This window comes from Aromatoleum aromaticum EbN1 (assembly GCF_000025965.1).
Taxonomy (GTDB): domain Bacteria; phylum Pseudomonadota; class Gammaproteobacteria; order Burkholderiales; family Rhodocyclaceae; genus Aromatoleum; species Aromatoleum aromaticum.
Genome location: NC_006513.1, coordinates 1,935,562 through 1,957,217, shown reverse-complemented (window position 1 = coordinate 1,957,217; position 21,656 = coordinate 1,935,562). Strand labels below are relative to the sequence as shown.

The 21,656-nt window shown below is 64.8% G+C and carries 16 protein-coding genes and 3 CRISPR repeat arrays; of the genes, 8 read left to right on the top strand and 8 right to left on the bottom strand.

Features of this window, described 5'->3' with window-relative positions:
* Positions 1-4 precede the first annotated feature (4 nt).
* Positions 5-847 (top strand): type I-C CRISPR-associated protein Cas7/Csd2, encoded by an 843-nt coding sequence (gene cas7c, locus EBN1_RS09205; RefSeq protein ID WP_011237670.1) that lies wholly within the window; start codon positions 5-7, stop codon positions 845-847.
* Positions 848-912: 65 nt separating this feature from the next.
* Here the strand turns inward: cas7c and EBN1_RS09200 are convergent, their stop codons facing one another.
* Together EBN1_RS09200 and EBN1_RS09195 are read right to left on the bottom strand one after the other, a co-directional pair.
* Positions 913-1,203, bottom strand: a complete 291-nt coding sequence (locus EBN1_RS09200) for a type II toxin-antitoxin system RelE/ParE family toxin (protein ID WP_041646104.1) — start codon at positions 1,201-1,203, stop codon at positions 913-915.
* A complete protein-coding gene (locus EBN1_RS09195) occupies positions 1,200-1,442 on the bottom strand; it encodes an addiction module protein (protein WP_041646102.1) in 243 nt (80 codons plus the stop codon). The genes EBN1_RS09200 and EBN1_RS09195 overlap by 4 nt, the downstream gene beginning before the upstream one ends.
* Positions 1,443-1,496: 54 nt before the next feature.
* Here EBN1_RS09195 and cas4 point away from each other — a divergent pair, with 54 nt between their 5' ends.
* The 3 genes from cas4 to cas2 are packed head-to-tail and all read left to right on the top strand — an operon-like array spanning position 1,497 to position 3,455.
* A complete protein-coding gene (gene cas4 / locus EBN1_RS09190; RefSeq protein WP_011237668.1) occupies positions 1,497-2,129 on the top strand; it encodes a CRISPR-associated protein Cas4 in 633 nt (210 codons plus the stop codon).
* Positions 2,130-2,131: 2 nt separating this feature from the next.
* Positions 2,132-3,160 (top strand): type I-C CRISPR-associated endonuclease Cas1c, encoded by a 1,029-nt coding sequence (gene cas1c, locus EBN1_RS09185; protein WP_011237667.1) that lies wholly within the window; start codon positions 2,132-2,134, stop codon positions 3,158-3,160.
* 4 nt (positions 3,161-3,164) lie between these two features.
* Positions 3,165-3,455, top strand: coding sequence for a CRISPR-associated endonuclease Cas2 (gene cas2, locus EBN1_RS09180; RefSeq protein WP_041646101.1), 291 nt, complete (start codon positions 3,165-3,167; stop codon positions 3,453-3,455).
* A 187-nt stretch (positions 3,456-3,642) separates the two neighbouring features.
* Positions 3,643-4,614: direct repeats of the CRISPR family, unit length 37 nt; unit sequence GCATCGCCCCTCGGTGACGGGGGGCGTGGATTGAAAC.
* 151 nt (positions 4,615-4,765) lie between these two features.
* Here cas2 and istB read toward each other — a convergent pair.
* The 3 genes from istB to EBN1_RS09165 all read right to left on the bottom strand — a co-directional run bounded on the left by istB (position 4,766) and on the right by EBN1_RS09165 (position 10,215).
* Positions 4,766-5,545 (bottom strand): IS21-like element ISAzo17 family helper ATPase IstB, encoded by a 780-nt coding sequence (istB, locus tag EBN1_RS09175; protein WP_011236051.1) that lies wholly within the window; start codon positions 5,543-5,545, stop codon positions 4,766-4,768.
* Positions 5,542-6,630 (bottom strand): IS21-like element ISAzo17 family transposase, encoded by a 1,089-nt coding sequence (gene istA, locus EBN1_RS09170; protein WP_011236249.1) that lies wholly within the window; start codon positions 6,628-6,630, stop codon positions 5,542-5,544. The genes istB and istA overlap by 4 nt, the downstream gene beginning before the upstream one ends.
* 119 nt (positions 6,631-6,749) lie before the next feature.
* Positions 6,750-8,717: direct repeats of the CRISPR family, unit length 37 nt; unit sequence GCATCGCCCCTCGGTGACGGGGGGCGTGGATTGAAAC.
* Between the two features lie 139 nt (positions 8,718-8,856).
* Positions 8,857-10,215, bottom strand: coding sequence for an IS1182-like element ISAzo1 family transposase (locus tag EBN1_RS09165; protein ID WP_011236184.1), 1,359 nt, complete (start codon positions 10,213-10,215; stop codon positions 8,857-8,859).
* An 85-nt stretch (positions 10,216-10,300) separates the two neighbouring features.
* A CRISPR array of direct repeats spans positions 10,301-15,753; the repeat unit is 37 nt; unit sequence GCATCGCCCCTCGGTGACGGGGGGCGTGGATTGAAAC.
* Between the two features lie 33 nt (positions 15,754-15,786).
* On the opposite strand from EBN1_RS09165, the gene EBN1_RS09160 reads away from it, so the two are divergent.
* Positions 15,787-16,068, top strand: a complete 282-nt coding sequence (locus tag EBN1_RS09160) for a type II toxin-antitoxin system prevent-host-death family antitoxin (RefSeq protein WP_049780240.1) — start codon at positions 15,787-15,789, stop codon at positions 16,066-16,068.
* 268 nt (positions 16,069-16,336) lie between these two features.
* Positions 16,337-17,077 (top strand): N-acetylmuramoyl-L-alanine amidase, encoded by a 741-nt coding sequence (locus tag EBN1_RS09155; RefSeq protein WP_241762836.1) that lies wholly within the window; start codon positions 16,337-16,339, stop codon positions 17,075-17,077.
* 41 nt (positions 17,078-17,118) lie between these two features.
* On the opposite strand, the gene EBN1_RS09150 is transcribed toward EBN1_RS09155, so the two are convergent.
* Complete coding sequence (locus tag EBN1_RS09150; protein WP_011237663.1) at positions 17,119-18,765, bottom strand: peptide chain release factor 3; 1,647 nt, start codon at positions 18,763-18,765, stop codon at positions 17,119-17,121.
* 149 nt (positions 18,766-18,914) lie between these two features.
* Here EBN1_RS09150 and EBN1_RS09145 point away from each other — a divergent pair, with 149 nt between their 5' ends.
* A complete protein-coding gene (locus EBN1_RS09145) occupies positions 18,915-19,172 on the top strand; it encodes a hypothetical protein (RefSeq protein WP_041646099.1) in 258 nt (85 codons plus the stop codon).
* A 52-nt stretch (positions 19,173-19,224) separates the two neighbouring features.
* Here EBN1_RS09145 and EBN1_RS09140 read toward each other — a convergent pair whose 3' ends face one another.
* Positions 19,225-19,992: a TerC family protein gene (locus EBN1_RS09140; RefSeq protein WP_011237662.1), complete on the bottom strand. Its 768-nt coding sequence runs from the start codon at positions 19,990-19,992 to the stop codon at positions 19,225-19,227.
* Positions 19,993-20,123: 131 nt separating this feature from the next.
* A complete protein-coding gene (locus EBN1_RS09135) occupies positions 20,124-20,348 on the bottom strand; it encodes a glycine zipper 2TM domain-containing protein (protein WP_041646097.1) in 225 nt (74 codons plus the stop codon).
* A gap of 433 nt (positions 20,349-20,781) precedes the next feature.
* Here EBN1_RS09135 and EBN1_RS09130 point away from each other — a divergent pair, with 433 nt between their 5' ends.
* On the top strand, positions 20,782-21,618 hold the full coding sequence (locus tag EBN1_RS09130) for a TonB-dependent receptor plug domain-containing protein (RefSeq protein ID WP_011237660.1): 837 nt from the start codon (positions 20,782-20,784) through the stop codon (positions 21,616-21,618).
* Positions 21,619-21,656: the final 38 nt, after the last annotated feature.

The following is a 21,656-nucleotide window of genomic DNA, read 5'->3' as shown; positions in this document are numbered from 1 at the left end:
GACCATGACCTCACTGCAAAACAAGATCGACTTCGCTGTCGTAATCCGCGTCAAGCACGCGAACCCGAACGGCGACCCGCTCAATGGAAACCGGCCACGCACCGATTACGGCGGTCTGGGGGAAATAACCGACGTGTGCTTGAAGCGCAAGCTTCGGGATCGTCTGCAGGAAACCGGGCATGCGATTTTCGTGCAATCCGACGACCGCAAGATAGACGGCGAACCCAGCCTCCGGACGCGGGCCGAATCCGAAAAGAACGGCCTTGGCAAAGAAGCATTCAAGAAAGGAGCGAAGAGGGAAGAAACTGCGAAAAAGGCCTGCGAGAAATGGTTCGATGTCCGTGCGTTTGGTCAGGTGTTCGCCTTCGGGAAAGGCGACGATGCCAACGGTGTCTCGATCCCGATTCGCGGCCCGCTGACAATCCAGTCCGCCTTCAGCAAGGAGCCTGTCAGCATAACCAGCACGCAGATCACCAAGAGCGTGAGCGGCGAAGGTGACGGGAGCAAGCGCGGTTCTGACACCATGGGCATGAAGCATCGCGTCGACAGCGGCATCTACGAATGCTTTGGCAGCATCAATCCCCAACTTGCCGAGCGCACCGGATTCAGCGATGCGGATGCCGAGACAATCAAAACGATCCTACCCAAGCTCTTTGAAAACGATGCCTCATCGGCGCGCCCGGACGGCAGCATGGAGGTGCTGAAAGTGGTCTGGTGGAAGCACAACTGCAAGGCGGGACAGTATTCGTCGGCCAAAGTCCACAGATTGCTGAAGGTGAGCCCGGATGGCACCATTAACCTCTCACGGCTGGACGGATTGGAGGCTGAGGAGATCGACGGGTTCTGAATATGGAACGCCGGATATGGGCCGCTCGGCACGATCCAATCGTGCAGAGTTCCGGGTTTCCTTCCTCAACGCTTCCGCCAATACCCCGGCGCCCGGCTCTGATGCGCAAGCGCGATCACGCTGATCCCTTCCGCCTCGATCCGATACACGAGCGTGTAAGGAAAATCCTTCACGCTCCAGAGCCGGAACCGTCGATAGGCCGAGGTTCCCAAACGAGGCATGCGGGCGAGGAATCGTACGGCACTGTATACCGCCGATTCGAAGCGCTCGGCGGTGACAGTTCCAGCCTCGCCCAAGTACCACCTGACAGCATCGATCAGTTCCTGCTGTGCCGCAGGCGTGAAAACGTATCTCACGCCTTTTGGTCGTGCGCGGCGATCAATGCGCGAACCTTGGCGAACACCTCTTCGCCCGGAATCGGCGTTGTGCGCCCCGCATCCATGTCGGCGACGCGGCGCTCGATTTCAGCCTCCCATTCGGGGTGCAGCGGCATGGTCGGCTCGACGCTGGCAAGCAGTGTTTCGATCAGTTCCGCCCGCTCGTCGGGTGTCAGCTTCAGGGCTTCTGCCGTGACGGACTCCAGGGTAAAGGACATGTTTGACCTCGTCGAAATGTTGATTCCAGTTTAACGCCTGAAAGCACCTTCGTCATGGACACCCCCGACCCCATTCCTCTCTCCGCGCTGCAGCACTGGCGCTATTGTCCGCGCCAATGCGCGTTGATCCATCTCGAACAGGCCTTCGAGGAAAACATTCATACGCTGCGCGGTCAGGCAGTTCATGCGCAGGTCGATCAGCCCGGCGTAGAGGTGCGCGCAGGGCTACGGGTGGAGCGGGCACTGCCGGTGTTCAGTGACCGCCTTGGTTTGATTGGCAAGGCGGACGTCGTGGAGTTCCTTGCCGACGGCACGCCTTACCCGGTCGAGTACAAGCACGGCGCGCGCAACAAGAAAGCAGAGATCGCCGCCTGCGACGATCTCCAACTCGCCGGGCAGGCCCTGTGCCTGGAGGAAATGACCGGTCGGCCGGTGCCCGAGGGGGCGCTGTTCTATGCGAGTTCGAAACGCCGGCGCGTGGTGCCGATCACGCCGGAATTGCGCGCGGAAGTCGAAGCCACTGCGGCCGCGATCCGCAACATGCTCGCCGCCGGACGCACCCCGCCGCCGGTGAATAACGAACGTTGCCCGGGCTGTTCGCTGCGCGAACTGTGCCAGCCCGGCGCGCTGGCCGCGCGCGATACCCAGGCCGACTTCGCGCGCCATCTTTTCGATCTGGATGCCTGACCATGCAACTGCTCAACACGCTCTACGTCACCACCCCGGAGAGCTATCTCCATCTCGACAACGACACCCTGCGCGTCGAGGTGGAACGGGAAACCCGGCTGCGTGTGCCGCTGCATCATCTTGGCGGCGTGGTCTGCATGGGCAACGTGATGCTGTCCACGCCGCTGATGCATCGGCTCGCCGGCGACGGCATCGGGCTCGTGCTGCTGGATGGAAATGGTCGCTTCAAAGCACGGCTGGAAGGTCCGGTATCGGGCAACGTGCTACTGCGCCGCGCCCAGCACATCCAGTCAGCCGACACCGACTTCGCGCTGCAGTTTGCCCGCAGCTGCATCGCCGGGAAGATTCGCAACGCGCGTCAGATGTTGTTGCGGGGCGCACGCGACGCGCGCAATGAGGAGGAATCCGCGCGCATCACCCGCGCAGCGGAAGACCTCGCGGCCGCACTGCGCAGCGTCCCAGGCTCCGGTGACGCAGACATTTTGCGCGGCGTCGAGGGCGAAGCCGCACGCCAGTATTTCGCCGCTCTCAACCTACTTGTCCGAGAGGACGCCCGCCCGGTCTTTCAGATGGATGGGCGCAGTCGCCGCCCGCCACGCGATCGCATGAACGCGCTGCTGTCCTTTCTCTACTCAATGCTGATGAATGACTGCCGTTCGGCAGTGGAAGCGGCGGGACTCGACCCCCAAGTCGGCTTTCTGCACGTACTGCGTCCCGGCCGCGCGGCCCTGGCCCTGGATCTAATGGAAGAGTTCCGCCCGTTCGCCGACCGCCTCGCGCTCACCCTCATCAATCGTGGCCAGATTGCGGGTGACGACTTCGTTGAGCGCGCAGGCGGAGCCGTCCTGCTCGAAGGCGATGCGCGCAAAGCGGTGGTGGTGGCGTGGCAGGAGCGCAAACAGGAAGAACTCACTCACCCACTGCTCGCCCAAGCCATTCCGCTCGGCGTCGTCCCACTCGTTCAGGCTCGTCTAATGGCCCGGACAGTTCGCGGAGAGATGGATACGTATCTGCCCTTCCTCGTGAGATGAACCGATGCTCGTTATCGTTTGCTACGATGTCAACACTGAAACCCGCGCCGGCCGCCGGCGACTGCGGCGTATCGCCAGGATCTGTGAAGGTGTCGGGCAGCGCGTTCAGAAATCGGTCTTCGAGTTCCAGATCAGTGTGGTGCAATTCGAAGAACTGGAGCGCCGACTGCTCGACGAAATCGACCTCACCCAAGATAACCTGCGCCTTTACCGATTGCCCGATAGTCGCGGCACGGAAGTTCGGGAACACGGCATTTTCCGCACCACCGACTTCGAAGGACCGTTGGTGTTGTAGGATTCGCTTGCGCGAACCTCAAGCAACCGGGACATTCCCTATAGGTTCGCGCAGAGCGGAGGCCTTTGCTTTTACTCGTTATTACTCCGGATTGTCCAAATGAAATCACCCCGACGAACTTCTTCGCACAGAGGTTCTCGTAACACGTTCTTAATTCGTCGGCGGATCAATACATTACGTGCGAAGAGCATCGCCCCTCGGTGACGGGGGGCGTGGATTGAAACCAGAACGTAACGAAGACGATCGGCAACAACGCCGCGCATCGCCCCTCGGTGACGGGGGGCGTGGATTGAAACCCAGTACGCGCTTTAGTTGCCATGCCACGCCGAAGCATCGCCCCTCGGTGACGGGGGGCGTGGATTGAAACACGCAGGCCACCCTGCACCAATATCGATCCCATCCGCATCGCCCCTCGGTGACGGGGGGCGTGGATTGAAACTAGTTAGTGTGGCTTATCCACCCCGCCGACTCAATCGCATCGCCCCTCGGTGACGGGGGGCGTGGATTGAAACGACACGTTCGACCTCGACCGTGCACATCTGCAAGAGCATCGCCCCTCGGTGACGGGGGGCGTGGATTGAAACATCAGGTGCTTGTAGTAGCCGCCGGCCGCGCCGAGGCATCGCCCCTCGGTGACGGGGGGCGTGGATTGAAACACCTCTCCCGTGGCCCGATCGACGATCGGATTGCGCATCGCCCCTCGGTGACGGGGGGCGTGGATTGAAACATCTTGTGCGGCCCTCCGTCGGTGCCAGTGGTTGGCATCGCCCCTCGGTGACGGGGGGCGTGGATTGAAACATCGAGACGCAGCGGATCGCCGCGAACAAGTCGTTGCATCGCCCCTCGGTGACGGGGGGCGTGGATTGAAACCATCGCAAGGGCTTCGCGCTGTTCAAGGTCGCGTTGCATCGCCCCTCGGTGACGGGGGGCGTGGATTGAAACATCGCCTGCATGGTGATGGCCAGGCAGTCGCCGACGCATCGCCCCTCGGTGACGGGGGGCGTGGATTGAAACTGCTCCGCTGCACGCTCTGCGGGCACGAGATGCGGCATCGCCCCTCGGTGACGGGGGGCGTGGATTGAAACCTCGGTTTCCGCAAACACCACCAGCCCGCCCTCGCTGGCATCGCCCCTCGGTGACGGGGGGCGTGGATTGAAACCATCCATGTCAATGCCGATTTAAAACTGACACGCTTTCCCGGCGGTTGCCGATTTAAAACTGATACACCTCTATCCCATTGACATGTGCGACGGAGCGCCCCGAAGGGAGGGCCGAAGGCCCGACCGCAGGGGCGCTCCGTCGCGCGGCCCTCAGCCGGCGACCGCCAGCGCTTGCACCATCCCGGCCTTGCGCTGGTGTTTCAGCCGGTAGCTCTCGCCGCTGATCGGCACGATGTGCGCGTGATGCAGCAGCCGATCCAGTAGCGCCGCCGTGAGCGTCGCATCCTGGGCGAAGGTGCTGTCCCACTGCCCGAACGACAGATTGCTGGTCACGATCAGGCTGCCCCGCTCGTAGCGCGCCGCGATCACCTGGAAGAACAGGTTGGCCTGCTCGCGCGTCATCGGCAGGTAGCCGATCTCGTCGACGATCAACAGCCGGTAGGCGTTGATCGCCCGCTGCATCACGTTCTTGAGCTGGTTGCGCTCATGCGCCAGGACCAGCGTCAGCAGCAGGTCGGCGGCGGTGGTGAAGCGCGTCTTGATGCCGGCCTGCGTGGCGCGGTAGCCCAGCGCGATGGCCAGATGGGTCTTGCCCACCCCGCTGGGGCCCACCAGCACAACGTTCTCGGCACGCTCGACGAAGGCGAGGCTGGCCAACTCCTCGATCTGGCTGCGCTTGAGCCCGCTGGCAAAGCCATAGTCGAAATCCTCCAGCGTCTTGATCGCGGGGAAGCCCGCCAGGCGCGTGAGCATGCTTTGCTTGCGGCTCTGACGACCGGCCGCCTCGGCCCGCAGCAACTGTTCGAGGAAGTCGCTGTAGGCCAGTTGATCGGTGGCCGCCTGCTGGGCCGCTGCGGCATAGCCTTGGGCGGTGAGCGGCAGGCTCAGCGTCTGGCACAGCGCCTGGATCCGTTCGTATTGCAGGTTCATGCGCCGATCTCCTGCGCCTGTTGCAGCGTCTGCAGCAACGCGTCGTAGACGGCCAGCGGATGCTGGGCGGGTTGCGCCGTTTCGAGGTGCGCACGCACGGCGGGCGGGCGCACGGGGCCCTCGTCGTGTGCCGCCTCAGCCTGCGGCCGGGCGCCCTCGATGTCGCCCCGCCACGGCGGTGCCAGCGCCTGCAGCGCAGCCCGTTCGGCCGCCAGCCGCGCTACCGGTTGCTCGCCGGTGGTGCCATGCACGCGCACGTTGGCGACTTCGTCGAGCCAGCGGCGCACCTGCACCGTGGCCGTGGCGGCGTCGAGCACCAGACCGGCCTGCTTGAACTGCGCCACCAGCGGCACGTAGAACGAGCGCCGCAGATAGCCGTTGAAGCGCTCCACCTTGCCCTTGGTCCGTGCCCGATAGGGGCGGCACAGCTTGATCACGAACCCGGCGTGACGGGCGTAGTCCAGAAAGCCGGCGTGGTAGCGGTGCGCGCCTTCGCCGTCGACATCGCGCTCGAGCACCACGGTCTTCATGTTGTCGTACAGCACCTGGCGCACCACGCCCCCGAACGCCGCGAAGCTGCGCTCGTGGCAGCCGATCAGCGTCGTCACCTTCATGTCGGTGACAAACTCGACGTAGCTCATGCGGCTGTAGCCGAGCGTGGCGCAGAACGCGTACAGCGGCTGCGCGCCCTTGCGAAACTCCACCCAGTCGACCTGCATCTGGTGGCCCGGCGCCGTCTCGAAGCGCACCACCGGCTCCGATGGCTGCGCCGGCTTGAGCATGTGCATGAACGCGCGCAGCTGGCTGGCGCCACCCTGATAGCCCTGCGCCACGATCTCACGCATCAGGACCGAGGCCGGAATCCAGTGCGGATGCGCCGCCGCCTGGCGTTCGCGCAAGTACGCCTCGAAGGGCGCCAGCTTCGTCACCCGCTGGACCTTGCGCGCGTAGCGCGGCAGCCCCGGCGACGCCAGGTGCGCACGCACCGTGTTCACCGCACACCCCACCTCGGCGGCGATCCGCCGAAGGCTCAACCCGTGACGCCTCAACAGTTCGATTTCCACATACACCTCGTCTGTGATCACCCGGGCTCCAAATGGCCCGATCTTCTCAACTCGGTGTATCAACTTTCAATCGGCAGCCCGTATCAACTTACATCCGGCAGTGACAATCCAGAAGTGCGGCCTCACGGCGCCAGTTCCTGGCATCGCCCCTCGGTGACGGGGGGCGTGGATTGAAACGATGCCGGCGCGCAGCAGCATCGCCTTGCAGTCCGCATCGCCCCTCGGTGACGGGGGGCGTGGATTGAAACTATCCGACGGAGGACATGCCGATCGGCGTGCTGAGCATCGCCCCTCGGTGACGGGGGGCGTGGATTGAAACTCTAAATTCCTGGCAGACGTGAAGGCGGGAAACCAGCATCGCCCCTCGGTGACGGGGGGCGTGGATTGAAACATGGGCAGCAAGCAATGCTGCGCATCCACAAAACGCATCGCCCCTCGGTGACGGGGGGCGTGGATTGAAACATCACAAATCCCTAATGCTCGCGCCCAACTCAACGCATCGCCCCTCGGTGACGGGGGGCGTGGATTGAAACAGTAATCGGCCCGAAGTCGCATCCGTCGCGCTCTGGCATCGCCCCTCGGTGACGGGGGGCGTGGATTGAAACTCATTCGACCTCGATGTATTCGACGACGGGCTGGCGGCATCGCCCCTCGGTGACGGGGGGCGTGGATTGAAACTGCCTGGGGCGCGGTGGTTGAGGTGCCGGCCTTTGCATCGCCCCTCGGTGACGGGGGGCGTGGATTGAAACGTGCTCGACAGCATGCTGAAGTGCGGCATCGCTGGCATCGCCCCTCGGTGACGGGGGGCGTGGATTGAAACAGATTGACCAGTACGTCGGCATAGAGACTGCTATGCATCGCCCCTCGGTGACGGGGGGCGTGGATTGAAACAGCCAGGAGATGGCTGACACCGAACTCGTCGACCGCATCGCCCCTCGGTGACGGGGGGCGTGGATTGAAACATTGACGACCCAGCGTGTCGGCTGATCACGCTGCGCATCGCCCCTCGGTGACGGGGGGCGTGGATTGAAACACCGGTGAGCCCGTTGAGGTGGCAGAAATCGACGCATCGCCCCTCGGTGACGGGGGGCGTGGATTGAAACGTTCCGAGCGCTTGCCACGCTCCGGCGTAGTCGGGCATCGCCCCTCGGTGACGGGGGGCGTGGATTGAAACTGGTTCCGCATCGGTCACGCCGGCAACCCGACCTAGCATCGCCCCTCGGTGACGGGGGGCGTGGATTGAAACGCCGTGCCGTTGAAGCTCACGCCATTGATCGTGCGGCATCGCCCCTCGGTGACGGGGGGCGTGGATTGAAACGCGTTGGCGGCCCAATCGATCGCCGTGCCGGAGAGTGCATCGCCCCTCGGTGACGGGGGGCGTGGATTGAAACCTCCGATATGACCCTGCAGGCGGAAACGTTCGCCGCATCGCCCCTCGGTGACGGGGGGCGTGGATTGAAACAGTCCGCGTGCGGTAGCGGAACACGCACTCGATCGCATCGCCCCTCGGTGACGGGGGGCGTGGATTGAAACGACGATGACCAGCGGATCGTCCCCGTGACCGGGTTCGCATCGCCCCTCGGTGACGGGGGGCGTGGATTGAAACGCTTTTGTTCGCTACCGAGCAAGGCGATGACGCCGCATCGCCCCTCGGTGACGGGGGGCGTGGATTGAAACGGCGAATTCGTCGAGGCGGTGCGGCAGTGGGGGCGGGCATCGCCCCTCGGTGACGGGGGGCGTGGATTGAAACAGCCAGAACGAGTGCATGGGCAAGATCGTGGGGAGCATCGCCCCTCGGTGACGGGGGGCGTGGATTGAAACTCGTTGATGGGGATGCAGCCGGCGATCTCTCCTCGCATCGCCCCTCGGTGACGGGGGGCGTGGATTGAAACGCGACGACAACTGACCTGCTCCCGCACCAGGAGGGCATCGCCCCTCGGTGACGGGGGGCGTGGATTGAAACAATAAGTCGCCGACCATGAACAAGGACAACATCATGCATCGCCCCTCGGTGACGGGGGGCGTGGATTGAAACACCATGAATCCGACCATCGAGCCGAAGGTCATATCCGCATCGCCCCTCGGTGACGGGGGGCGTGGATTGAAACAGGTCTAGCAGCGTGTCGGACTTGAGCACCGCCGGCGCTGTATCCGGGGGCTTGATTTCACAATGTGAGAAACGGTCGGCATTTCAGGTTCCAATCAGCGGTTTCCTGTCCGAAATCGCAATGCCCCTGTCCTTTTTTCTCACTGCGGACGCAATACGGCCATGCGCTTCAAGTTCCACGCCAAGCACACCAGGGTCCACTCGGCGCGCACGTTGTCGAGCCCGCGCAGCAGGAACTGGCGAAATCCCATCACCGACTTGATGATGCCGAACACCGGTTCCACGGTCTGTTTCCGGAGCGCGTAGGCGGCGCGGCCGGCCCGGGTCTTGAGGGCGTGCTTCATCTGTTCGACGGGGCTGGCGGGCTGCTCGAGCGGGGCGGGCTCTTCGAAGCGGCGGCGCCAATCCGGATGGTGCTCGTCGCGCCCGACCGCGATCAGCGGTTCGATCCCGGCGGCCTGGCAGCGCTCGACGTTGCGCTCGCTGAAGAAACCGGTGTCGGCCAGCAGTTGGTCGGGCTGATTGAGCCCTTCGGGCAGGGCCGCGATGCGGGCCAGCATCGGCTCGACCTGCTCCTTGTCGTTGCCCGCCTGGGTGAGGTGGGGCACCATCACCAGCATCGACTCCGTATCGACCAGCGCCTGCGCGTTGTAGCACTGCTCGAAGCCGCCGCCGGTCACTTTCATGATGCGCGAGTCTTCGTCGGTCAGATTGAGCTGGTCGTCCGCGCGCGGACCGGGGGCAGGCGGGGTCGGCGGCTTGCCGCCGGGCTTCTTGCCGGTGGCCGCCGCCTTGGCCTGACGCTTGGCCAGCTTGGCATCAAACTCGGCCTGTTCGCGCTCGAAGCGCTCCTTGGCGCGCGCTTCGATCTTGGCCTTGGCGGCCGCGATGGCGGCCAGCCGGTCTTCTCGGCGCTGGATCTCCGCGGGCAGATCCACGCCCTCGGGCACGCAGCTCCGATCGGCCGCTTCGGCCAGCGCGAGCATCTCCTGCACTTCGGCCTTGAGCTGGGCCTCGATCTTCTCGGCGTGCCCATACGAGAGCGCGCTGTGTCGGCTGGCGTTGGCGTGGATCTTGGTACCGTCCAGGCTCACGGTGCCAAAGCGCGAGAGCTGGTTCTCGCGGGCGACTTGCAGCACCTGCACGAAGGCATCGGCGAACTGATCGCCGAAACGGCGGCGGAACGTCGCCAGCGTGTCGTGGTCCGGATGCTGGTCGCACGCGATGAAGCGGAAGGCCAGCGAGTCGTACGTGGCCCGCTCGATCTTGCGGCTCGAATGGGTTCCCGTCGCGTAGCCGTAGATCAGCAGCGACAGCAGCAGCGCCGGGTGGTAGGCATCGCTACCGCGACCCGCGTAGGCGCGCTCCAATGCCGACAGGTCCAGCCCTTCCACCACATCGACCACGTAGCGCGCCAAGTGCGATTCGGGCAGCCAGTCCTGCACCGACGGTGGTAGCAGGTAGTCCGTTTGGCGATCGATCGGGCGGAAGCGGCTCATGCTCTCGGGTTCCAGGGGCGACGCGTCATTTTACAGGGGATAGTCCGACACGCTGCTAGGATCAGGCCATCAAGGTTCGACGGGAGCATCGCCCCTCGGTGACGGGGGGCGTGGATTGAAACCACGCACAGGACTCGGTCAGCAGTCTGAACCTCAGCATCGCCCCTCGGTGACGGGGGGCGTGGATTGAAACCTCGGTCGCGCTTGTCTCTTCACTGGGCAGCATCGCATCGCCCCTCGGTGACGGGGGGCGTGGATTGAAACGATCCAGTCGGCGGTGTAGGCGACCATTCGGCGCCGCATCGCCCCTCGGTGACGGGGGGCGTGGATTGAAACTCGAACGACGGAGCGCAGTCCTCGCACATGCAGAGCCGCATCGCCCCTCGGTGACGGGGGGCGTGGATTGAAACTTTCTGTCCTCGCTCTTAGTGGTAACAAAGATGCGCATCGCCCCTCGGTGACGGGGGGCGTGGATTGAAACTTGCGCTGCTTCGTCGCCTTGTCGTACTTATCGAGCATCGCCCCTCGGTGACGGGGGGCGTGGATTGAAACGATTTCCGACAGCCGCGACAGCAGCGCCGTTTTGATGCGGCATCGCCCCTCGGTGACGGGGGGCGTGGATTGAAACCTCTTGCTGTACCGGCTCGACACCACGGACGAGAGCATCGCCCCTCGGTGACGGGGGGCGTGGATTGAAACGCACCGCGCAACGTGCGGCACATCCTGGACCTCACCGCATCGCCCCTCGGTGACGGGGGGCGTGGATTGAAACTCCGACATCGTCCTGTGCATGGACATGGACGAGCCGCATCGCCCCTCGGTGACGGGGGGCGTGGATTGAAACGGTACAGGTAATCCCACTCGGCGTCGCTCATGCCCGCATCGCCCCTCGGTGACGGGGGGCGTGGATTGAAACGTCGACCGTGCGCCGCTGAGCCAGTACGTCCGGGGCATCGCCCCTCGGTGACGGGGGGCGTGGATTGAAACCTTAGCCCCGCGCAACTTGAGGCAGCCGAGAATCGGCATCGCCCCTCGGTGACGGGGGGCGTGGATTGAAACGCGTCGATCAGCAAGACGACCGCGGAATCGGTGCGCGCATCGCCCCTCGGTGACGGGGGGCGTGGATTGAAACCTGTTGGGCTGCGTCTGCGGCATCAATCGTCGCCTGGCATCGCCCCTCGGTGACGGGGGGCGTGGATTGAAACCTCGATCTGCCGGTGCACCACCGCCTTGATGACCGCATCGCCCCTCGGTGACGGGGGGCGTGGATTGAAACCGCCGAACCGAATCGCCCCCGCCAATCTTGGTCCAGCATCGCCCCTCGGTGACGGGGGGCGTGGATTGAAACTGTCGGGCGCTACGGTGCTGATCGCTCCAATTCCGGCATCGCCCCTCGGTGACGGGGGGCGTGGATTGAAACGCCCTCTATCCAGACCTCAACTGCCTCCTGGATCGCATCGCCCCTCGGTGACGGGGGGCGTGGATTGAAACAACAAAACCTTCGTCGACGTGCAGGCGATCACTGTGCATCGCCCCTCGGTGACGGGGGGCGTGGATTGAAACGCTCTCAACAGCCGCAAAAAATCCGCCCCAGCCACGCATCGCCCCTCGGTGACGGGGGGCGTGGATTGAAACATGTGATCCCCCTTCCCACCGACCCGTCGCCAGCGCATCGCCCCTCGGTGACGGGGGGCGTGGATTGAAACGACACCTATCTCTATGAGCAGGCCGAGAAGCTGAAGCATCGCCCCTCGGTGACGGGGGGCGTGGATTGAAACGCCTGACCGAACCCTCCCGCCCACGACCACGCCGCGCATCGCCCCTCGGTGACGGGGGGCGTGGATTGAAACGCGCGCAAGTACAACCACGACCCGCAAAAAGGCTTCGCATCGCCCCTCGGTGACGGGGGGCGTGGATTGAAACGTGTAGTTGCCGTGGTTGTCGTGGCCGACGATCGTGCATCGCCCCTCGGTGACGGGGGGCGTGGATTGAAACATCGACAGCGTGCCGCACCCGACGCGTCGGGCCATCGCATCGCCCCTCGGTGACGGGGGGCGTGGATTGAAACGCGCCGATCGAGGGTGAGGCGTGAGCGCCGAGCGGCATCGCCCCTCGGTGACGGGGGGCGTGGATTGAAACTCGGTGACGTTCTCCGCACCGTTGCGGATTGCGGCGCATCGCCCCTCGGTGACGGGGGGCGTGGATTGAAACAGCGCGAGTTCGCAGCACGCATCGCGCAGCGCCGGCATCGCCCCTCGGTGACGGGGGGCGTGGATTGAAACGATACGGCCGTCGCGCTCGCCGGGCAAGTGTGGGGCGCATCGCCCCTCGGTGACGGGGGGCGTGGATTGAAACGCGCAGCACCGGGTCGAGCGTGACCGTGGTGACGGCATCGCCCCTCGGTGACGGGGGGCGTGGATTGAAACGCCGTGATAAGCGGCGTCGGTCATCAAGTCGAACGGCATCGCCCCTCGGTGACGGGGGGCGTGGATTGAAACAGGTGGGTCATGAGGGGTTGGAACGAACAGGTGCGGCATCGCCCCTCGGTGACGGGGGGCGTGGATTGAAACCCCGAGTCGATTTTCATCGCCGACGCGCTCACCCGCATCGCCCCTCGGTGACGGGGGGCGTGGATTGAAACCCCGACATCGACCCCGCTGCGGCGCGCCTCGCCATGGCATCGCCCCTCGGTGACGGGGGGCGTGGATTGAAACGCCTGTGTCGTCGCGCTGGTAGGCACCGGCGAAGGCATCGCCCCTCGGTGACGGGGGGCGTGGATTGAAACGACATGAGCACGGCGGCCGGTCGCGCCCTGGCGAGGCATCGCCCCTCGGTGACGGGGGGCGTGGATTGAAACGGCATGGATCGAGGTTTTCACGCTCACGGGGCAGCCGCATCGCCCCTCGGTGACGGGGGGCGTGGATTGAAACTGGCTGACGATCAGGTCCGCGGCGAGGATCTCGGGGCATCGCCCCTCGGTGACGGGGGGCGTGGATTGAAACAGCTTGTCGTGGGCGGTCTTCAGCGCCTGGTGCTCGGCAGTCGAGCATCGCCCCTCGGTGACGGGGGGCGTGGATTGAAACGGCGTCTTCGGCCGTGAAGGCGCTGGCGCTCGCATGCATCGCCCCTCGGTGACGGGGGGCGTGGATTGAAACCGGTCTGGTCGTGCGTGTCGTCCGGACTGCTCGAAGCATCGCCCCTCGGTGACGGGGGGCGTGGATTGAAACAGGTAATCGAGGTCCGGCCGCAGCGGGTCGCCGTGCATCGCCCCTCGGTGACGGGGGGCGTGGATTGAAACTACGTCGACTCGGCGCTCGCGTCGGTGCAACTAATGCATCGCCCCTCGGTGACGGGGGGCGTGGATTGAAACTTCGAGCTTGGCGCGGTGCTCGGCGATCTGCCGGGCATCGCCCCTCGGTGACGGGGGGCGTGGATTGAAACAACCTGCCAAGCGAACTCGACGCACAACTCACGTGGCATCGCCCCTCGGTGACGGGGGGCGTGGATTGAAACAAGCTCGTGCTCGCCGACGCCGGATGGACCGACGCGCATCGCCCCTCGGTGACGGGGGGCGTGGATTGAAACCATCAGTTGCAGGTCGTCGAGCGCCCGATCCCACGCATCGCCCCTCGGTGACGGGGGGCGTGGATTGAAACATGACGGCAATCACGATCACGGCGTAAGCGCCAAGGCATCGCCCCTCGGTGACGGGGGGCGTGGATTGAAACACGTCCTGCACGCCGAGATACGCCTTAGCCTCGCGGCATCGCCCCTCGGTGACGGGGGGCGTGGATTGAAACAGTGGTTACCCGGCAACGCCGGCATTGGTGACCGTGGCATCGCCCCTCGGTGACGGGGGGCGTGGATTGAAACGAAGTTCGCCGCGTCGGCGAAGCTCGCCGGGCGCGCATCGCCCCTCGGTGACGGGGGGCGTGGATTGAAACGGGATGGACCGACGCCTACATCAAGCTGATCCGCGGCATCGCCCCTCGGTGACGGGGGGCGTGGATTGAAACATCTTCTCAGTCCGCCCCTTTCCGTCGCAGTCCGGGCATCGCCCCTCGGTGACGGGGGGCGTGGATTGAAACTCCCTGATCGCCTGCTTCACCGCGGCGAGGCAGCCGCATCGCCCCTCGGTGACGGGGGGCGTGGATTGAAACGTCGTATTCGTGCTCGACTTTTTACTGCTGCCGCCGGCATCGCCCCTCGGTGACGGGGGGCGTGGATTGAAACCGTTTCCATCGTCGCCCAGTCAGCCGGGTTCAGGACGCATCGCCCCTCGGTGACGGGGGGCGTGGATTGAAACCCGCTCGACGATGCGCACCGCCCGGCCTGCCGCGCATCGCCCCTCGGTGACGGGGGGCGTGGATTGAAACGAGACAGGGAGGATGCCGTGAATACCGTGTGCATGGCATCGCCCCTCGGTGACGGGGGGCGTGGATTGAAACAAGGTATTCGTTCTTGTCTTTGTCAGCCATCACTCAGGCATCGCCCCTCGGTGACGGGGGGCGTGGATTGAAACATTTGCGACTTGAGGCGCAAAGAGGCGGGCGCCAGCTTGGCATCGCCCCTCGGTGACGGGGGGCGTGGATTGAAACAATATGACTACGCCGCAGAACGAACTCGAACGATGCATCGCCCCTCGGTGACGGGGGGCGTGGATTGAAACAGGTTGTCCTTGATCTGCTGGTAGGCGTTCCAGCGCATCGCCCCTCGGTGACGGGGGGCGTGGATTGAAACAAGCTGTTCGCCGCGGTTGTCCCAGCCGGCATTGAGCATCGCCCCTCGGTGACGGGGGGCGTGGATTGAAACCCCCTGCCGGTGTTCGACTACCGCGACATCCGTGAGGCATCGCCCCTCGGTGACGGGGGGCGTGGATTGAAACGAGGTCGAACTTGACCACCTGCCCCTCGGGGAACATGCATCGCCCCTCGGTGACGGGGGGCGTGGATTGAAACGTGCTGCATGGCGTGCAGTGGGACTGCGTCAACAGCATCGCCCCTCGGTGACGGGGGGCGTGGATTGAAACTACGTGCGTAAGCGTGTGGGAGGGAAGCTCAGGAAGCATCGCCCCTCGGTGACGGGGGGCGTGGATTGAAACGCTCTAGTTCGCGGATGAACCCCCCGCCGAACTGATCGGCATCGCCCCTCGGTGACGGGGGGCGTGGATTGAAACTTCGGCCAACCGCTGAGATGCCTAACCACCCGAACCGCATCGCCCCTCGGTGACGGGGGGCGTGGATTGAAACCGCTTCGCTGCCGTACCTCCGGTAAAACTCGCGCTTGGCATCGCCCCTCGGTGACGGGGGGCGTGGATTGAAACGACGTACAGCCCGTTGTCGTCCTCTTTTGCGACGGCATCGCCCCTCGGTGACGGGGGGCGTGGATTGAAACTCGTCCAGCAGCTTGCCGATCGTCTTGATCTTGGTGCATCGCCCCTCGGTGACGGGGGGCGTGGATTGAAACCAGTTCCGGACCCTGCTCGCCGACGAGGCGCAGCCGCATCGCCCCTCGGTGACGGGGGGTGTGGATTGAAACTATCATTTGATGGCAAGTCCACCAGGAGGGTCCATGAAGGCCTTTACCGCCCGAGATCTTCGCGAGCGCACTGCGCAAGTGGTCCGCGTTGCAGAGGAAGGCAAGATGTCTGTCGTGACCAAGCGCGGCAAGCCAGCTTTCGTCGCGGTACCCTTCGATGAGGCGTTGCTGGAAAGCGGGGTACGGACATCGCTGGCGATCAGGCTCTTCGACGACGGCAAGCTCACGCTCGGACAGGCGGCGAGGTTTGCAGGGGGCGCCGTCGAGGAGATGATCGACCGCGCTGCGACGGCCTGCCAAGCCGGGAAAGCCTGACGTCACTCGCCCTCGAATGGGGTAATCCGGGGCGATGATGAATCGTCTTCACTCAGGAAGTGTTCCTCACGCCCCTGAGATTAACCGCCGCTCGGATATCGGCAGATCTCCGCGTGCAGCTATCCTCGATAGGCTGCCGGACAGCAAAGGAATTTCCCTGGGGGACACGTGAGAAAAGCAATCCAAAGTTCGTTCTCTCACTTGGAGAACAATCCCCCTGCGCCGGGTCACCGCCCCGCTCATACGCGCCGGCTGCTCGCTTGGCCTCATGACCGCGTACCGGCGTGAGGCGCTCCCGGTCGCGAGCATGACGGGCCTGATGGGCGCCGCTGCGCTGGCGATCACCCTGTCGGCGCATGCCGGCACGGGTAAGGCGCCGTTTGTCGCCGTCGACATCGGCCACACGCTCGCAGCACCCGGCGCTACGAGCGCGCGGGGGCGCGCGGAGTTCGAGTTCAACCGCGACCTTGCGCTGCAGGTGAGCGCGGCGCTCGAACGACTGGACGTGAGAACGGAACTGGTCAACGCCGAGGGCACGATCGAATCGCTCGCAGCGCGCCCGGCGCAGGTGCCGACCGCCGATTTCTTCCTGTCGATCCACCACGATTCGGTCGGCGAGTCCGAACTCGAATACTGGGAATGGCAGGGCGAGACGCAGCGCTACAGCGACCGCTGGGCGGGGCATTCGCTGTTCGTGTCGCGCCGCAATCCGGATCTCGAACGCAGCGTGCTGTGCGCGGTGACGATCGGGGCGCGGCTGCAGCGGGCGGGTTTCGTGCCGACGGAGAAGAACGGGCGCCGGCGGGAATATGCGGACCGGCAACATGCGGTGCATTTCTACGACAACCTGGTCGTACTGTATCGCGCGCGGCAGCCGGCGGTGCTGTTCGAAGCCGGGGTCATCAAGCACCGCGACGAGGAGCTGCTGCTGCGCGATCCGCAGCGCCAGGCGCTGATGGCCGGCGAGATCGCGACCGGTCTCGCCGCGTGCCTCGGCGCGGGGCGCTGACAGAAGTCGCGATGCAGCGCGCGTGCGGCGTGCCGCGGATTTCAGCTCAGCTTCTCGCCGTGTTCCCGCGTCGCGTGGAAGCCGACTTTCGGCCACTTTTCCATCGTCACTTCGAGGTTGTAGCGGCTCGTCGCGAGATACACCGGGTTGCCGTCGACATCCTTGCCGACGCGGATCCCCTGTTCGCGCTCGAAGTTGCGGCGCGTGACCTCGTCCGGGAAGACCAGCCACCGCGCGGTGTAAATGTCGGCGGATTCGAAGATCGCGTCGACTTTGTACTCGTCCTTCAGGCGCTGCGCGACGACTTCGAACTGCAGCTGGCCGACTGCGCCGAGCAGCATGTTGCCGCCTTCCTGCTCGAACACCTGGATCGCGCCTTCCTCGCCGAGCTCCTGCAGGCCTTTCTGCAATTGCTTGGACTTGAGCGGGTCGCGCAGGCGCGCGGCGCTGAAGAGTTCCGGCGAGAAATACGGGATGCCCTTGTAGCCGAGGTTTTCGCCTTCGGTCAGCGTATCGCCGATGTGCAACTGGCCGTGGTTGTGGATGCCGATGATGTCGCCGGCGACGCCGTCTTCCATCAGCACGCGCTCGTTGGCCATGAAAGTCAGCGCGTTCGCGAGCTTCATCTCGCGCCCCATGCGCACGTGCTTCACTTTCATGCCCGAGCTGTAGCGGCCCGAGCAGATGCGGAAGAACGCGATGCGGTCGCGGTGCTTCGGGTCCATGTTGGCCTGGATCTTGAACACGAAGCCCGAAAACGGCGCTTCGGCCGGCATCACGAGGCGGGTGTCCGCCACAGTGACACCTGCCACTCGCGGCTGCGGCGGCGGCGCCCAGTCGAGCAGTGCCTGCAGGATCTCCTGCACGCCGAAGTTGTTGATGCCGGAGCCGAAGAACACCGGCGTCTGCTTGCCGGCGAGGAAGTCGCCGAGCGAGAACGGGTTCGACGCGCCCTGGATAAGGTCGACTTCCTCGCGCAGCTTGCCGACTTCGAGCGGGAACAGCTCGTCGAGCTGCGCGTTCGCGATGCCCTTGATGACTTCGGCCTCGCTGCGCTTTTCCTCGCCCGGTGTGAAGCGCAGCACGCGGTCTTCGAGCAGGTGATAGACGCCGCGGAACGTCTTGCCCATGCCGATCGGCCAAGTGATCGGCGCGCAGTCGATTTTCAGCACCTCCTCGATCTCCTGCAGCAGATCGAAGGATTCGCGCACTTCACGGTCCATCTTGTTGATGAAGGTGATGATCGGCGTGTTGCGCAGTCGGCACACTTCGAGCAGCTTGATCGTCTGCGTTTCGACGCCTTTCGCCGCGTCGATGACCATCACCGCGGCGTCGACCGCGGTCAGCACGCGGTAAGTGTCCTCGGAGAAGTCCTGGTGGCCCGGCGTGTCGAGCAGGTTGATGGTGTGCCCCGCGTACTCGAACTGCATCACCGAGCTGCTCACCGAGATGCCGCGCTGCTTTTCCACTTCCATCCAGTCGGAAGTCGCATGGCGCGCGCTCTTCCTCGCCTTGACGGTGCCGGCGAGCTGGATCGCGCCGCCGAACAGCAAGAGCTTCTCGGTCAGCGTCGTCTTGCCGGCGTCGGGGTGGGAGATGATGCCGAAAGTGCGGCGGCGCTCGACGTCGCGCAGCAATTCAGGGGGGAACGGGGTTGCTGAAGGCGTGGCGGCGGGAATATCGGCCATGATCGGTTCGCAAAAAACAAAGCCGCCGAGCCGAGCGGCCGGGCGGGACAAGCCCAATTCTATCAAGTAATTACCGGATCGCAGCAGATTGGCGCGATCAGACGGAAATCTGCGATGATGCAGCCCTCCCGCAATTCGACGATATCGTCATGTCCCGAGCCACTCCGACGCTGCGCCAGCGCAAGATCTTCGCCCTCACCCGCATCCTCGCCGGCCTCGTCGCCGCGTGCTACCTCGGCTATGTCGTCGTCGCCAATCTCGCGGCGGGACTGCCATTCGACCGCACGCTGCTGTTCACGGCGCTGGTCTCGGCCGCCGGATTCGCGTACGCGGCGTGGTATCTGCGCGAGCTGTCGGCAGTCGCCCGCGAGGAGCGCGAAGGGGGCGGGACAGACAAAAGCCGGTAGCGGCAGCCCGAACCGCGCCGGGGAGAGCTTCCCCGGCGCGCGACCCGTCTCTTCAGGCGCGTTTGGCGGCCACCTTCTCGGCAACATACGGTTCGCGCAGGTCCACCGGGTGAGCGGCACGCTTGCGCATGCGGATGTTGAGCATCTCGACGACGACCGAGAACGCCATCGCCGAATAAATGTAGCCTTTCGGCACGTGATGGCCGAAGCCTTCGGCGAGCAGCACGACGCCGATGACCATCAGGAACGACAGCGCCAGCATCTTCACCGTCGGGTGCGCCGAGACGAAGTCGCCGATCGGCCCGGAGGCGACCATCATCAGCCCGACCGAGGCGACGACCGCCGCGATCATCACGGCGAGGTTGTCCACCATGCCGATCGCGGTGATGATCGAGTCGAGCGAGAACACCAAGTCGATGACGATGATCTGCGTGATCACTGCCGCGAACGTCGCCTTGACGGCGCTCGACGCTTCGCCTTCCTCCCCTTCCATCAACTGGTGGATCTCGCCGGTGCTCTTCCACACGAGGAACAGGCCGCCGAGCAACAGGATCAGGTCGCGCGCCGAGAATCCGTGCCCGAACACCTCGAACAGCGCCCTGTTCAGGCTGGCGAGCCAGGCGAGGAGCGACAGCAGCGCGAGGCGCATGAACATCGCGAGGAACAGGCCGAGCCGCCGGGCAAAAGCACGTCGCTCGGGCGGGAGCTTGTCGACGAGGATCGAGATGAAGATGATGTTGTCGATCCCGAGCACCAGCTCGAGAACAGTGAGGGTGAGGAAAGCGAATATCAGCTGCGGGTCGGTGAGGAGTTCGATCATGGTGTGTCATGCGGAAGCAATGGCGCCCGACTATACAACACGCCATCGTCGAAAATATCGAACCGTGAGTGCCTGTCGCCGGACACCCGCGGTTCGGCGGAGGAACCACCTTCCCGCAAGCTGTAAACACCTCAAGGATGGCGCCGCTTGCCGATCTGGTCGCCGATCACGCCGCCGATCGCCGCGCCTCCGACCGTGCCGAGCACTCCGCCGTCACTCACGACAGCGCCGGCCGTGCCGCCGACGCCCGCCCCGATCACGGCACTCCTTTCGCGCGACGACATGTCGTCCCACGTTGCACAACCGCTGGCAGCGATCGCCAGCACTATTGCCGAAACACCGGTCCGGATGTTCATGATGACCTCCTGACTGCATAAACAGGTTTCCGCGCGGCGAGGGTCGGCCGAATACTCCGCGCCACTCGATTTTCGGACGGAATCCGGAAACACACCGTTCCCGTTTTCCAGTCCATCCTGTTACAAGGAATTCCCGGAATGACGCCTGGACTGGCGGCATACCGCACCCTGGATGCGCCTCCGGGCAGCGCGCGGAATCCGGCCTCTGAAATCAACATTTACATTGTCTTTGTCACGTCGGGCCACTCGCGCCTGCATGACGCGGAGGCGGCTGGCCATACCCTCGACGTAGGAGAAGCGGTATCCTTCGCGCCGTGCTGCCGCCGGCTGCGCAGCCCTCCGCCCGACCACGATGACGATTTCCCGTACTGCCCGATGCCTGTGGGTGCCGTTCGCAAGTTGCACAATCGCGACGTGCGCAGGTGCCGGCGAAGTGCCGTATCTCGAAGAACTGCCTCACGTGCTCAGCGCCTCGCGGCTGCCCCAGCCGCTGCACGAGGCGCCCGGCGCCGTCACGGTGATCGACCACGAACTGCTCACCGCCACCGGTTACCGCGATCTCGCCAGGGTGTTCCGGCTCGTGCCCGGGATGCAGATCGGTCAAGAGCGCGGCCACGCCCAGTGGGTCACGTACCACGGCCTGTCGAACGATTTCCCGACCGAAATGCAGGTGCTGATCGACGGACGCTCGGTGATCACGCCGAGCGCGTTCGGCGGTGTCGACTGGAGCGCGCTGCCGCTGACCCTCGACGAAATCGACCGCATCGAGATCGTGCGCGGCACCAACGCGGCGAGCTTCGGCGCCAACGCGTTTCTCGGTGTCATCAACATCATCACGCGCCACAGCGCCGAAGGCGCAGGCACCGGCGGCGCACTGCGGGTCGGCAGCGGCGGCGTGCGCGATGCCGAAGCGAGCTGGACGAACAGCGGAGGCTCGCCGGTTTCGCTGCGGGTCAACGCCGCTTCACGGCGCGACGACGGCTTTGATGGAGTGCACGACGCGCACCACATGGATATCGCGACGCTACGCGGCGACTGGCAACTGTCGTCACAGGACAGCGTGACCCTGCGCGCCGGCGCGAGTGCCGGACGGCGCGGCGAGGGCTACACCGAGTCGGTGTTCGGCAACAATGGACCACGCGACACGCGCAGTCACACCACGACGCTGCACCTGAAAGGACGCCACGCCGTGGGCGACGGCGAGGAATGGATGCTGAATTATTACCACACTCACGAACGGGCACCTCGAATAACCCGAGGTCTTCAATGAATCCTGCCGCGCATCTATGACCGCGAGCGAATCCGGTC

What these genes read in the sequence shown, in the direction of transcription:
- cas7c (WP_011237670.1), top strand. Translation starts at nt 5, where the DNA reads ATGACCTCACTGCAAAACAAGATCGACTTCGCTGTCGTAATCCGCGTC.
- EBN1_RS09195 (WP_041646102.1), bottom strand. Translation starts at nt 1,442, where the DNA reads ATGTCCTTTACCCTGGAGTCCGTCACGGCAGAAGCCCTGAAGCTGACA.
- cas4 (WP_011237668.1), top strand. Translation starts at nt 1,497, where the DNA reads ATGGACACCCCCGACCCCATTCCTCTCTCCGCGCTGCAGCACTGGCGC.
- cas1c (WP_011237667.1), top strand. Translation starts at nt 2,132, where the DNA reads ATGCAACTGCTCAACACGCTCTACGTCACCACCCCGGAGAGCTATCTC.
- cas2 (WP_041646101.1), top strand. Translation starts at nt 3,165, where the DNA reads ATGCTCGTTATCGTTTGCTACGATGTCAACACTGAAACCCGCGCCGGC.
- istB (WP_011236051.1), bottom strand. Translation starts at nt 5,545, where the DNA reads ATGAACCTGCAATACGAACGGATCCAGGCGCTGTGCCAGACGCTGAGC.
- EBN1_RS09165 (WP_011236184.1), bottom strand. Translation starts at nt 10,215, where the DNA reads ATGAGCCGCTTCCGCCCGATCGATCGCCAAACGGACTACCTGCTACCA.
- EBN1_RS09160 (WP_049780240.1), top strand. Translation starts at nt 15,787, where the DNA reads ATGAAGGCCTTTACCGCCCGAGATCTTCGCGAGCGCACTGCGCAAGTG.
- EBN1_RS09155 (WP_241762836.1), top strand. Translation starts at nt 16,337, where the DNA reads ATGACCGCGTACCGGCGTGAGGCGCTCCCGGTCGCGAGCATGACGGGC.
- EBN1_RS09150 (WP_011237663.1), bottom strand. Translation starts at nt 18,765, where the DNA reads ATGGCCGATATTCCCGCCGCCACGCCTTCAGCAACCCCGTTCCCCCCT.
- EBN1_RS09145 (WP_041646099.1), top strand. Translation starts at nt 18,915, where the DNA reads ATGTCCCGAGCCACTCCGACGCTGCGCCAGCGCAAGATCTTCGCCCTC.
- EBN1_RS09140 (WP_011237662.1), bottom strand. Translation starts at nt 19,992, where the DNA reads ATGATCGAACTCCTCACCGACCCGCAGCTGATATTCGCTTTCCTCACC.
- EBN1_RS09135 (WP_041646097.1), bottom strand. Translation starts at nt 20,348, where the DNA reads ATGAACATCCGGACCGGTGTTTCGGCAATAGTGCTGGCGATCGCTGCC.